Source organism: Mycobacterium colombiense CECT 3035 (assembly GCF_002105755.1).
Lineage (GTDB): Bacteria > Actinomycetota > Actinomycetes > Mycobacteriales > Mycobacteriaceae > Mycobacterium > Mycobacterium colombiense.
Genome location: NZ_CP020821.1, coordinates 3,970,428 through 3,983,100, shown reverse-complemented (window position 1 = coordinate 3,983,100; position 12,673 = coordinate 3,970,428). Strand labels below are relative to the sequence as shown.

The following is a 12,673-nucleotide window of genomic DNA, read 5'->3' as shown; positions in this document are numbered from 1 at the left end:
GACCGGCGCGGCTACTTCAGGTCGGCGGCGACCTGCTCCAAGGCGGCAAGGTGTTCATCGACATTCGCGAAGCCGGCCTTCATGGTGTTGACCGAAAGATGGCTGGCGCCTGCGGCTTTCCATCCGGCGATGATGGCGGCGAGCTTGTCGCGGTCTGCGATCCAGCTGACCCGGCCTTCCATTCCGAGGCTCTTGGGGTCGCGGCCGGCCGATTCGGCCGCGCGGCTCACCTGTTCGAGGGCGTGGTCGAGGCCCGGCCCGGGCTCCACCATCGGAAACCAGCCGTCGCCGAGGCGGCCGGCGCGTTCGTAGGCGCGGTCGGAGGCTGCACCGAACCACACCGGTATCGGGCGCTGGGCCGGCAGCGGCGACAGGCCGGCCCCGGTCACGGTGTGGTATTTGCCGTGGTAGGTGACCGACCTTTCGGTCCACAGCTTACGCATCAGCTCGACCTGTTCCTCGGAGCGTTTGCCGCGGTTGGTGAACGACTCGCCGAGCGCCTCGTACTCAACGGCGTTCCAGCCCAACCCGATTCCGAATCTGAAGCGGCCCCCGGTGAGCACATCGACCTCGGCGGCCTGCTTGGCCGCCAGCACCGTTTGGCGTTGCGGCAAGATGACCACCCCGGTGACGAGTTCCAGCGAGGTGACCGCGGCCAGGTAGCCCAGCATGACGAACGGCTCATGAAACGTCGCGTCGATGTCGTAAGGGCCCTGGAAGTCGTGATGCACCGTGGGGTCGGCACCGACGACGTGGTCGTAGGCGAGGATGTGCACGAAGCCGAGTTCCTCGACGCGCTGGCCGTACGTGCGCAGGACGGCGGGGTCCGAGCCGAGCTCGGTTTGCGGGAAGACGACTCCGATGCGCATGGGCTGTGCAACCACGTCGCATCCGGATTACTTCCCCGTGCAGCGAAAGACGCGGCACACCAACCGGCGCGGCTCACCGGCTTCCAGGATGATGTAGTCGTGACGGTGAACAGGGTCAGTGGCGTGCTGCGCGTCGGTGAGATGGAGCCCACATTCGAACAAGAGCTGGCTGCGCGTTACGCGATTCCGAAGCTGCCCGACGGCCCCGCGCGAGCACAGTTCCTGGCCGAGCAAGGCGCCGGCGTGCGCGTGCTGGTGACGTCGGGATCGCCCGGCGTCGATGCCGCCACCATCGCGGCGCTACCCAACCTGGAGGCCATCGTCAACAACGGGGCCGGGGTGGATCTGATCGATTTGGGCGCGGCGAAGCGCCGCGGCATCGGCGTGAGCAACACTCCCGACGTGCTGTCGGACACGGTCGCCGACACCGCGGTGGGCCTGATCCTGATGACACTGCGCCGTTTCGGTGCCGCCGATCGCTACGTGCGCGCCGGTCGATGGGCACGCGACGGCGCGTTTCCCTATGCCAGGGATGTCAGCGGCCTGCAGGTCGGCATTCTGGGCCTGGGCCGCATCGGTTCGGCGATCGCGACCCGGCTGCTCGGATTCGACTGCGCCATCGCCTATCACAACCGCCGCCGCATCGAGGGATCGCCCTTCCGCTATGCGGAGTCGCCGATGGAGCTCGCCGAGTCGGTCGACGTCCTGGTCATCGCCACCACGGGCGACCGCGACGCGCACAAGCTGGTCGACCGCGCGGTGCTGCGGGCCCTGGGTCGCGAGGGCTATCTGATCAACATCGCGCGGGGCAGCGTCGTCGACCAGGACGCCCTGGTGGAATTGCTGGCGGCCGGGGAACTGGCGGGCGCGGGGCTGGACGTCTTCGCCGAAGAACCGCAGGTACCGGCCGAATTGTTCGACCTGGACAACGTCGTGCTGCTCCCGCATGTCGGCAGCGCCACCGCGCGAACCCGGCGGGCCATGGCGCTGCTGGCGATCCGCAATCTCGACCGCTACCTCGAAACGGGCGAATTGGTCACACCCGTCCTGCCGCCGCGCCGTTAGAGGCTGCTCGAACGCGGTTCGACACCGTGACCTGGCGATTCGGGACGGCAATTCATCTGTGGCCGAAGCGATACTCGCCGAAGGTTATTGCCCTATCCGCATCTGGGTATGCGGCATTTATGAGTCCACTACTGCCGGAGACTGCCACGCCGGTGCGGCTGACGCTCGCCGGCACAGCCCGCCCCGACACGGCGGCGGAATGGCGCCGTGCGCTGCAACGGTGGCTGCAGTACGACGTGCGCGCGCCGAAGGAGATCCGCGAGGACGTCGTCCTGGGCGTCAACGAGGCGTTGGCGAATTGTGTCGAACACGCTTACCGCTCGCATCACCAGGCGGGCGCCATGAAACTTCAGGCCAGCTACGACCCGGACGCCGAGTCGATCCGCGTCTGCGTCAGCGACCGCGGAAACTGGCGGAAGCCCTCGTCCAGGCACTCCAGCGACCCCCACGCGTCGCGCGGGATCATGCTGATGCACGGCCTCGCCGACCACTGCACCATCCACGCCCGCCCCAACGGCACCAGTGTCTACCTGGATTACGCGACCGACACCGAGGCCGGGCAGCACCCACGTTGAAGCGCCGCTACCGCCCGAACTCAGGCGCCTGATCGTGGCGCCGGCGTGAACTTCACCGGCATCTTTTCCAGGCCGCTGACAAAGTTCGCCGGGCGCAGCGGCAGCGGCTCGCCGGACGCCAGCCGCATATCCGGCAGGCGTTTCAGCAGGCGCTCGAGCATCATCGACAGCTCCAGGCGCGCCAGCTGATTGCCCAGACAGAAGTGCGTCCCGAACCCGAAGGCCAGATGATTGTTGGGGTAGCGGTCGATGCGGAAGTTCTCCGGATCACCGAACACCGCCTCATCGAAGTTGGCCGATTCGAACAGCAGGATGATCTTCTCGCCGCGCTGCAGCTGTGCGCCGTGGAAGTCCACATCGGCGGTCATGGTGCGGGCCATGTTCTTGACCGGGGCCGTCCAGCGCAGCATCTCCTCGATCGCGTTGGGCAGCAGCGCCACGTCGTTGACCAGCCGCTGGTGCTGTTGCGGGTGCCGCAGAATCTGCGCGGTACCGCCGGACAGCGTGTGCCGAGTGGTCTCGTCGCCGCCGATCAGGAGTAGCAACACCTCGGTGACGATCTCGTGGTCCGCCAGCTTTTCGCCGTCCACCTCCGCATGTACCAGCACACTGACCAGGTCATCGGTCGGATCCGCCTTGCGCGCCGCGATCATGCCGGTCATGTATTCGGTGTAGGCGGCGAAGGCATCCACCGAGACCTGGAAATCCTCCTGCGCGGTCGTGCTGCTGAGCAAGGTCACCATGTCGTCGGACCAGCGAAGGAACATCTGGCGCTCCTCCGGAAGCACCCCGAGCATGTCACCGATCACCGCCATCGGAAGCGGCGCGGCGAGATCCCAGACGAAGTCGCACTCGCCCCGCTCACAGACGTTGTCGATCAACGCATCACACAGCGCGCCGATCGAGTGCTCCCTGTCCTTGACGCGTTTGCGGGTAAAGCCCGCATTGACCAGCTTGCGTCGCAGCAGGTGCGCGGGGTCGTCCATCGCGATCATCATCGGCGGCGCGTCCTGGTCGGGCCGGATACCGCCGGCGTTGGAGAACAACTCCGGTGCACGCTCGGCGTCGATCACCGCCTGGTAGCTCGCCGCGGCCGCCAGGCCATTGCGGTCCCGAAAGACCGGTTCGTTCTCGCGCATCCATCGATAGACCGACCGCGAATCGCCCGCATAGAAGGCGCCGTCGGTCAGGTCGATATCGGGCCGTAGCTGGTTGCGCGTATCGATGGTGCTTGGCACGGTTCACCCTTCTCCCGCCTGCGCTGGGCTACCGTGAACCTTACAGTAGGAACTGTGGTATTCCCCACAAAAGGTTCCGCGCGCTCGGCAAGTCGGGCCGCGCGCCGGCGGGCCGCCACACCGACGGTCCCATGCGTGCATGAGGCATCAAGCGATGCAACGCATCTCAGATGCCCGCGACCAGTTCCAGATCCTTCAGGGCCGCCTCGAGGTGGCCGAGCATCCGCTGCAGGTGCGGAACGCTGCGGCGGCACCCGACCAGACCGAAGTCGAGGTTGTCTGCGTTGTTGGTGACCGTGATGTTGACGGCCTGGCCGTCGAGCGGGATCGACAGCGGATAGTTTCCGTCCAATCGCGCTCCACGCCAATACAATTGGTCGGAATTACCGGTCGAAACATTGGAAATGACGATGTTGAACGGTGGCGAGGCCGCAGACAGGTAGCCGGGGATCAGGCCGAAGAACAGACCCCCGATGTTGAAGGCGGACAGGGCCAGCTGCTGCACCGGAGGCAGCTGCCAGAACACCTCTTTGGTCTCGCGGATGGATGCGCTGATCGTCTCCAGCCGCTTCGCCGGGTCGTCGAGGTGGGTTGCGAGGTTGCACAGGAAGGTCCCGACGTTGTTCCCCCCGCGGTCATCGTCGTCCTTGCGTAGATTCACCGGGACCATGGCGGTCAGGGGGGCGTCCGGGAGGGCGTCCTGATCGAGGAGGTAGGCGCGCAAGGCCCCGGCGGACATGGCGAGGACGACGTCGTTGATCGTCGCACCGGTCGCCGATTTGACCGCCTTGATGCGCTCCAGCGAGTAGGACTGGGCCGCGACCCGCCGGGCGCCGCCGATCCGCACGTTGAACATCGAGCGCGGCGCCCGGAACGGCAGCGTCAGTTGCTGTTCGAGCAGCGCCGCGCGGGCGAGCTTGAGCGTGGACGGCGCCAGGGCGAGGGCCGACCCCGCGGTGCGGCCGACCCGGCCGAAGAGCGACGACTGGTGCCGCCGCCCGCCGCGCTGACGCGGACCCAGGCTCCACGGCACCCGGACCTCGTCGTCGTCCGCGTCGGACGTGAAGGCGCGCTGCACCAGGCGTAGCGCCGAGACGCCATCCATGAGGGAGTGGTGATATTTCGTGTAGACCGCATACCGCCCGTCCTGCAGCCCTTCGACGAGGTGCGCCTCCCACAGCGGACGGTGCCGATCGAGCAGGCTGCCGTGCAGGCGGGACGCCAACTCGAGCAGGTCGCGGACGCGTCCGGGCTCGGGAAGCGCCGACCGGCGCAGGTGATAGTCGAGCTCGACTTCCTTGTCGAAGGACCACGCGACATTGGTGAGGCCGCCGAAGAAGGCCGGGTGCTTACGGAAGGACGGCTGGACGTCCGTGCACTCGAGCATCGCGTGATACGCCTCGCGCACGAAGTGGGGACCGGCGTCCTCGGGCGGCTCGAAGAGCTGTAGCGAACCCACGTGCATCGGATGCTCGCGGGACTCGCCGATCAGGAACAACGCGTCCGTCGGTGATATCGGTTCCATAGCCGTTCCCATTCCCTCCGCTGTGCCGTCCGTCCAGCACATGCCTCTTTCGTATTAGCCGCACAGAGCGATTGCTAATCCCGAATCAGCGTTTCGACCCGCGACGGGTCAGACCCCTTGCGCGCGCGTCCGTTTGGGTACCGACGGGCTTTGTTCGTCAAACCTTCTGCGCGGCAATCGCTTTCCCGCGGTAATTAGCGCCCGGTGGCCTGGAAGATGACCCGCCGCGCGATCTGCACCGCGTGGTCGGCGAAGCGTTCGTAGAAGCGGCCCAACAGGGTGGCGTCCACCGCGGAGGCGACCCCCTGGGTCCACGCGGGATCCATCAGCGTCGCCAGCAGCCGGTGGTGCAGCTCGTCCATCGCGTCGTCGTCGTGGCGGATCTGGGCCGCCCCGCGCGGATCCTGGGAGACCAGCACCTGTCGCGCCCCTTGTGCCAGCGCCTCGGCGGCCTCGCCCATCGCGGCGACGTAGGGCCGCACCTCGGCGGCAACGGCCGGATAGGGGTGACGGCGGCGGGCGATCTCCGCGATGTGTACGGCCAGCTCGACCATCCGTCGCGCATCCGCGGCGATCCGGAGCGCGCTGACGACCGCGCGCAAGTCCGTGGCCACCGGCGCCTGCAGCGCCAACAGCGCGAATGCCGTCTCCTCGACGTGCGCGTCGAGGGCCACGATGCTGCCGTGCCGGGCGATGACGGACTCGGCCGTCGTCAAGTCGGTTTCCAGCAGCGCTTCGCTCGCCTGTGAAATCGCCTCGGCGGCCATCGCGCACATGTCGGCGAGCTGGTCGGTGAGCGTGTCCAGCTGGTGGTGGAAACCGGTCCTCATCCTCAACGGAATATCCCGCTGCCGCGATAATCAACCGCTGACCGCGCGGGGCGGCAGGAGCCCCGCTAGCGGACGTCCTCGGCGAGCGCCCGAGCCTCCCGCTCGGTTTCGACGGCGGGCCCGGAGCCGGGCAACGGCTTGCCGGCGACTTCCGGGGTGAACAGCAACGTGATCGTCCCCACCACGCCGCCGAAGATCAGCATGTAGGCCGGCACCATCACGTTGCCGGTGCCCGACACCAGCGCCTGGGCGATCAGCGGTGTGATGCCGCCGACGAGGGAAATCGAGATGTTGTAGGAGATCGCCAGCGCCCCATAGCGCATGTTCGTGGGAAACAAGGCCGGCAGCATGGCCGGGCCGGTGCTGTCGAAGCACAGTTCCATCAGGCCGATCAGCAGCACCCCGATGAAGATCAGCGGGTACACGCCACCGAAGCGGATGAGCAGGAAGGCGGGAATGGAGGCCCCGATCAGCAGCCCGCAGCCCGTCCACATGATGGGTTTGACGCCGATCCGATCGGACAGGGCGGCCACGAGCACCACGGTGACCATCAGGATCGCCAAGGTCGACACGATCATGACCAGCCCGGCGGTGTGCCCGACCCGGACGAAGAGCCTGAGATAGGTCGGCAGGTAGCCGGTGAGCATGAAGTCGGCGACCTGGGAGGTGAGCACCAGCGCCGCGCAGATCAGCATCGGCCGCCATTGGGACGCGACGGTGCGCAGAATCTGCTGCCGACCTTGGCCGCCGGACGCGGACGCGCCTTCGTTCGCGCTCTGGTAAGCGGAGGACTCCTTGAGCCGTAGCCGCAGGTAGAGGGCGACCAGGCCGAAGGGCAGGCCGAGCAACAGCGGAATCCGCCAGCCGTACGTCAGCATGTCCTCGTCCGGCAGCCAGGTCTGCAGGCCGGTCACCAGCAACCCGGCGAGCACGAATCCGACCAGGTTTCCCATCGGCAGGAAGCCGACCATCATGCCGCGTTTGTGGTCGGGCGCCTGCTCGACCAGATAGGTCATCGCTCCGACGTACTCGCCGCCGGTCGACAGGCCCTGAAAGATCCGTGCGATGACGAGCAGGATCGGCGCCCAGATGCCGATGGCGCTGTAGGTGGGCAGCAGGCCGGTCATGGTCGTGCTCACCGTCATCATCAGGATGGTGACCACCAGCACCCGGTGACGCCCGATGCGGTCGCCGAGCGGCCCGAAGATGAATCCGCCGAGCGGGCGCACCACGAACGCCGCCGCCAGCGTGCCGAACGTCGCGATGAGGTGGACGCCGCTGACGCTTTTGCCGGGGTAGAACACCTGGGCGATCGTGGTGGCGATATAGCCGTAGACCCCGAAGTCGTACCACTCCATGAAGTTGCCGATGGCGGTGCCCATGATGGTCTGCCGCATCGCCGGATCGGCGACCCTGATTTCTTTACGTGCCCATTTCCTCCGGCGGCGTCGATTACCCATCGAATGATGGCTTACCCGAAACAATCCCGGGACGAACCAGCGGGGTGGGGTAATCACACCGGTCTCCGGGTCACCCGGAGACCGCCGCGACGACCCGGCCGGGCCGCGGGCGAACGCGTGTGGGTCCGGAAAACGCCAGCTAGGCGTGCGCCGCCGAACCCACCGTCGAGGACACTGCGCCGCCCGCGGAGCCGATATCGGTTATTCGCGTCACGTCGGCTCGTTTCGCGGCGTGGTTCATTGGCCTTTCAAGCTCCCGATGCGCAGCGAGAAGTCGGCGGCTTTGGGCGGCGGCGAGTCCTCGAACTGCTCGACGTAGCCCTGGGGGTCACGATCGGTGATCGGCAGCCCCTCGGTGGTCGGGTGCTCGGCCATGAACTCGCTGTACTGACGCCCGAGGGCCTCGCGAAGGCCGATGGGGGCGTTGCGGCGAAAGTCCGACAGCCCTTCGCGTTCCTCCTCGCCCATGTGATCGTCGTTGGCCTCCCGGGTGCGGCCGACGGCGGCCCACCACTGTTCGCTGCCCGGCGCGGCGGCGTTGGCGTCGCGGACGCCATCGCGAATGTCGTTGTGGTCGCCGATCGCGTCGAGGGTCTCGCCCTCGGCGTCGTCACCCCCGCGTTTCAGCAACTGGGGGTAAAAGATCTTTTCTTCGATGTAGGCGTGCACGTCGAGCTTGTCGGCCAGCGGACCCCATACTCGCTCGAGCGCGGCCCGGTCGTCGGGGCGGTGGGCCTGCAGGTCGTCCAGGCGGGCGAACTGTTCGCGGAACCACTCATGGTCGGCCAGGATCAACCTGGTGATGTCTGCCATCGGAGAGCGCCGCCTCTCTGGATCCCGGTCAGCCCGGGCTTACCCGGTTTACCCGCTGAGGTAACAACCCGACGCTGGATCCGTCAACCGGTTTCGCTCCCGGCTCGCGGTCTTTGTCCGAGTTGCTCTGCGCCGCAATAAAATCACCAATTTGACGCACGCGTAAGCCATCTGGACACCGGGCGCTGCCGGCCCCTGGGCCGTCGGCGCCGTGGCCCTGAACAGCAACTCACCGGGAGGCCGCGGGTATCCGGGCGGATACACTGGGGCCGTCAGTCCGCGGATCAGCTTCGATCCCACCCGCTAAACCAATAGTCAGTCAGAGGTTGTGCCTTGTCCGAAAACCCCGGCGATGCCGTCAGCTTGGAACCGCATTTCGAGGACGTACAAGCGCACTACGACCTGTCCGACGAATTCTTCGCGCTCTTCCTAGACCCGACGCGCACCTACAGCTGCGCCTACTTCGAGCGCGACGATATGACGCTGGAAGATGCGCAGTTCGCCAAGGTCGACCTCTCGCTGGGCAAGCTCGGGCTGCAGCCGGGCATGACGTTGCTCGACATCGGGTGCGGGTGGGGCACCACAATCGTCCGCGGCCTGGAGAACTACGACGTCAACGTCGTGGGCCTCACGCTCAGTCGCAATCAGCAGGCGCACGTGCAGCGCCGCCTGGACAGCCATCCTTCGCAGCGGTCCAAGCGGGTGCTGCTGCAGGGCTGGGAGCAGTTCGACGAGAAGGTCGACCGGATCGTGTCGATCGGCGCCTTCGAGCACTTCGGGCGCGACCGGTACGACGAATTCTTCAAGAAGACCTACGAGGCGCTACCGGACGACGGCGTCATGATGCTGCACACCATCATCAAGCCCAGCGACGAGGAATTCGCGGAGCGCGGGCTGCCCATCACCATGACCAAGCTGCGCTTCATGAAATTCATCATGGACGAGATTTTCCCGGGCGGAGACCTGCCGCAGGCCAAGGGCGTCGTCGAGCACGCCGAGCGTGCCGGCTTCGGTGTGAAGCTGATTCAGCCGCTGCGCCTGCACTACGCCCGCACCCTGGACACCTGGTCGGCCGCGCTCGAGGCGCGCCGGGACGAGGCCATCGCGATTCAGTCCGAAGAGGTCTACGACCGGTACATGCGGTACCTGACCGGATGCGCGGACCTGTTCCGTGAGGGCTACACCGACGTCGCGCAGTTCACCCTGACCAAGGGCTGACACGCTAGCTCGTCACACCGAAAGCTCTGCAGGCGCAGGGGTTTCGGTCTTCGCGCTCGCGGGTTTGAGGCGAAGGTCGTCGCTGACGTCGTCGAGCGCCAGTCCGACGGGCTCGCGTACCAGGGCGGTCGTCGCGATTCCCGCGGCGTAGCAGCAGAAGCCCAACAACGTCACCGCTCGTAACCCGGCCCCGCTGAGCAGGAGCGGCACGAACAGCGCACCCAGGAAGGCGCCGACTTTCGCAATGGCGGACGAAAGCCCGTGAAAGGTACTGCGAACGGCCGTGGGGTACGACTCGGCCGCGAGGAGCATGGTCGTGTAGTTGGGCCCGAATGCCACGCCGAACAACGAGATCCCGAACACGATCGCGAACGGCACCACCGAGGCGCTGATGACGGGGAAAGCCGTTATCAACAGCATCGCCGTCGCGCAGATACCGAAACCGAGCGCCTGCAACACGCGTCGGGGCATCCGGTCGAGCACCAGCAGCCCGGCGATCGCGCCACCGAGGCCGAAACAAATGACCAGCACGGCGTTGAGGGCGATGTTGGACACCACGCTGCCGTGGGGAGCGATGTGCTTGATGAGCAACGGTTGACTGACGTAGCTGCCGTAGACGGCGACATTGAAGAAGAACCAGCTCCCGGCGGTGCCCAACAGGACGGTGAGGACTTTCCGGTTGGACAGCCCGATCTTGGCGGCAGGAGTCGCGCCAATGGTGGGCGCGGTGAACGTCGCGCCCGATTGAGCAAATGCCGCAAAGTCTTTCAGCGCCTGCTGCTCGTCGCCGCGTTCGGCCGTCCAGCGCGGTGACTCGGGCATGTGGCGGCGCTGATACAGCACCAGCGCCGAGGGGATGACGCCGATCGCGACGATCACCCGCCAGGCGAGGTGGTCGGGAACGCCGATGGCCAGCACGAGCAGGCTGACGAGATAGGCGACGACCTGACCGAACACGTAGAAGATGAACGTGAGGCCGACCAGCTGACCGCGGTTTCGCCGGTTGGCGTATTCGGTCATGATGACTCCGCTGGCGGGATAGTCGCCCCCGATGCCTATTCCGAGTATCAGCCTGGCGATGAGCAGGGTGGTGAAGTTCGGCGCGAATGCGGAGAGCAGCGCACCGACGATCATCAAGACCGCTTCGAAACCGTAGACCCGCCGCCGGCCGAGCATGTCGCCGAGGCGCCCGAAGGCGAAGGCGCCCACCGCGACTGCCAGCAGTGTCGAGCTCGTCAGCATCGATATCTGTCCGCCGGTGAGATGGAACTGCGGCGTGGCCAGCAGGGTAATCGTGCCGATGACGTTGAGATCGTAGGAGTCCGTGAAGAATCCGGCGCCCGCGGTCGCCGCCGCCTTGAAGTGGAAGATGTCGAGCTGTGCGTCATCGATCGATCTGGCGACGCCGACTTGTGCGGGCTCTGCCTCGCGCCGGCTCTCCGAACTTGTCATGATAAGTACGGTCCAACACGCACCGGAGTCAAGTCAACGGAGTACTGGACTTTACGACGAAGTTCAATATTTGTTAACCACAGGGAGTTTGCCGGACCACACGGTCGGGAGGCGCGGCGCAAACATGTATAGTCAAGTGCATGGCAATGGCGTTGCACGAAATGATCGCCGACAGCTTGCGGGAGCAGATCAGGGCGGGCGAGTTGCCCGTGGGTTCCGAGCTGCCGTCCGAATCGCAGCTCTGCGACCGGTGGAAGGCGTCACGCGGGCCGGTGCGCCAGGCGCTGGCCGCATTACGCGCCGAAGGTGTCATCACCGGCGGTCGTGGGAGACGGCCGGTCGTCCGCACGACTTCGATCGGTCAGCCGTTCGACACGCTGCTGTCCTACTCCGCCTGGGCGCACTCGATCGGACGCGCGCCCGGGCAGCGCACGCTCGAATTGGCTTTGCGGCGAGCGGATCAACACGCGGCGTCGGCACTCCAGATCGACGAGGGCGCGCCGGTCGTGCAAATGTTGCGGTTGCGCTACCTCGACGGTGAGCCCGCGATGCTGGAACGCGCGACCTTCGTCGAGGATGTCGGTCGCCGGTTGTTCGACTTCGATTGCGACTCCGGGTCGTTGTGGGCTTACCTGTTGTCACAAGGGGTGCGGTTCTCGACCGCTTCGCACGTCATCGACGCGATCGCTGCCGACCCCGTCGACTCCGCGCATCTCGCTGTGGCGCAAGGTGATCCGCTGCTGAGGCAGCAGCGGATCACCCGTGGGGCCGGCGGCGAGATCATCGAATACCACGACGACCGGTACCTGCCGGCCATGGTCAGCTTCACGCTCGAGAACACGCTGGACGCGCGCTGCGCCCTCACCCGAAATGCCAAGCCCGGGGCGGAGGTTGACGCACGATGACCGCCGGGCTCGAGCTGGCGGTATTGGACATTGCCGGCACCACCATCGACGAGGGTCAGCAGGTCTACCGGGTTCTGGCCGAAACGGTGACCGCCCATGGCGCAGCACCGTCACGGGCGGACATCGCCCGCTGGCACGGGGCGGCCAAGCACGAGGCGCTGCGTGCGCTGCTCACCGCGCCCAGTGGTGAGCCCCCGAGCGCGGACCTGCTGGACACGGTCGTCGCCGATTTCCGGTCCCGGCTGGCGGCCGCCTACGCCAGCTCTCCGCCGCGCCCCCTGGCCGGAGTCACCGACGCGATCGCGGCACTGCGTTCCGCCGGCATCCGGGTGGCGCTCACCACCGGGTTCGATCGCGACATTGTCGAGTCGCTGGTTTCCGCCTTGGGCTGGGAAGGCGACTCGGTGGTGGACGGCGTGGTCTGCGGCAGCGACGTGGCGGCCGGACGCCCGGCGCCCTTCATGATCTTCCGGGCGATGGAGAACCTTGGTGTCGCCGGCGTGGACCGCGTGCTCGTCGCGGGCGACACCCCGCGCGACCTGCAGGCCGGCACCAACTCGGGCGCGGCGTTCGTCGTCGGAGTCCTGTCGGGAGCAGGCGACGCGGCGGAACTCGGCAAACATCGGCACACCCACCTGGTCGGGTCGGTGGCCGAGCTGCCCACGCTCCTCGGCCTGCGCAACGCGGTGGCGCGCCCCGCGTGACACGGCCGGCCCCCTCGGC

At 66.8% G+C, this 12,673-nt stretch carries 12 protein-coding genes; 5 read left to right on the top strand and 7 right to left on the bottom strand.

Features of this window, described 5'->3' with window-relative positions; all coding sequences use genetic code 11:
• Positions 1 to 11 precede the first annotated feature (11 nt).
• Positions 12 to 869: an LLM class F420-dependent oxidoreductase gene (locus B9D87_RS18665; RefSeq protein ID WP_007771776.1), complete on the bottom strand. Its 858-nt coding sequence runs from the start codon at positions 867 to 869 to the stop codon at positions 12 to 14.
• 141 nt (positions 870 to 1,010) lie between these two features.
• On the opposite strand from B9D87_RS18665, the gene B9D87_RS18660 reads away from it, so the two are divergent.
• Together B9D87_RS18660 and B9D87_RS18655 are read left to right on the top strand one after the other, a co-directional pair.
• The gene (locus B9D87_RS18660; protein WP_415623692.1) at positions 1,011 to 1,934 is read left to right on the top strand and encodes a 2-hydroxyacid dehydrogenase; all 924 of its coding nucleotides are present in this window, start codon (positions 1,011 to 1,013) and stop codon (positions 1,932 to 1,934) included.
• A gap of 152 nt (positions 1,935 to 2,086) precedes the next feature.
• Complete coding sequence (locus tag B9D87_RS18655) at positions 2,087 to 2,509, top strand: ATP-binding protein (RefSeq protein WP_007771778.1); 423 nt, start codon at positions 2,087 to 2,089, stop codon at positions 2,507 to 2,509.
• A 20-nt stretch (positions 2,510 to 2,529) separates the two neighbouring features.
• Here the strand turns inward: B9D87_RS18655 and B9D87_RS18650 are convergent, their stop codons facing one another.
• The 5 genes from B9D87_RS18650 to B9D87_RS18630 all read right to left on the bottom strand — a co-directional run bounded on the left by B9D87_RS18650 (position 2,530) and on the right by B9D87_RS18630 (position 8,375).
• Positions 2,530 to 3,747, bottom strand: a complete 1,218-nt coding sequence (locus tag B9D87_RS18650) for a cytochrome P450 (RefSeq protein ID WP_007771779.1) — start codon at positions 3,745 to 3,747, stop codon at positions 2,530 to 2,532.
• A 166-nt stretch (positions 3,748 to 3,913) separates the two neighbouring features.
• Entirely contained in the window at positions 3,914 to 5,272 is a 1,359-nt protein-coding gene (locus B9D87_RS18645) for a WS/DGAT/MGAT family O-acyltransferase (RefSeq protein ID WP_007771780.1), read from the bottom strand.
• 194 nt (positions 5,273 to 5,466) lie between these two features.
• Complete coding sequence (gene phoU, locus B9D87_RS18640) at positions 5,467 to 6,102, bottom strand: phosphate signaling complex protein PhoU (protein ID WP_007771784.1); 636 nt, start codon at positions 6,100 to 6,102, stop codon at positions 5,467 to 5,469.
• Between the two features lie 65 nt (positions 6,103 to 6,167).
• Positions 6,168 to 7,499 (bottom strand): MFS transporter, encoded by a 1,332-nt coding sequence (locus tag B9D87_RS18635; protein WP_007771785.1) that lies wholly within the window; start codon positions 7,497 to 7,499, stop codon positions 6,168 to 6,170.
• A 300-nt stretch (positions 7,500 to 7,799) separates the two neighbouring features.
• A complete protein-coding gene (locus B9D87_RS18630; protein WP_007771787.1) occupies positions 7,800 to 8,375 on the bottom strand; it encodes a hemerythrin domain-containing protein in 576 nt (191 codons plus the stop codon).
• Positions 8,376 to 8,708: 333 nt separating this feature from the next.
• On the opposite strand from B9D87_RS18630, the gene B9D87_RS18625 reads away from it, so the two are divergent.
• Positions 8,709 to 9,593 (top strand): cyclopropane mycolic acid synthase family methyltransferase, encoded by an 885-nt coding sequence (locus B9D87_RS18625; protein ID WP_007771789.1) that lies wholly within the window; start codon positions 8,709 to 8,711, stop codon positions 9,591 to 9,593.
• 12 nt (positions 9,594 to 9,605) lie between these two features.
• Here B9D87_RS18625 and B9D87_RS18620 read toward each other — a convergent pair whose 3' ends face one another.
• A complete protein-coding gene (locus B9D87_RS18620; protein ID WP_007771791.1) occupies positions 9,606 to 11,045 on the bottom strand; it encodes an MFS transporter in 1,440 nt (479 codons plus the stop codon).
• 140 nt (positions 11,046 to 11,185) lie between these two features.
• Here B9D87_RS18620 and B9D87_RS18615 point away from each other — a divergent pair, with 140 nt between their 5' ends.
• Positions 11,186 to 11,950 (top strand): GntR family transcriptional regulator, encoded by a 765-nt coding sequence (locus B9D87_RS18615; RefSeq protein ID WP_040630533.1) that lies wholly within the window; start codon positions 11,186 to 11,188, stop codon positions 11,948 to 11,950.
• On the top strand, positions 11,947 to 12,654 hold the full coding sequence (locus B9D87_RS18610) for a phosphonatase-like hydrolase (RefSeq protein ID WP_007771793.1): 708 nt from the start codon (positions 11,947 to 11,949) through the stop codon (positions 12,652 to 12,654). The genes B9D87_RS18615 and B9D87_RS18610 overlap by 4 nt, the downstream gene beginning before the upstream one ends.
• Positions 12,655 to 12,673: the final 19 nt, after the last annotated feature.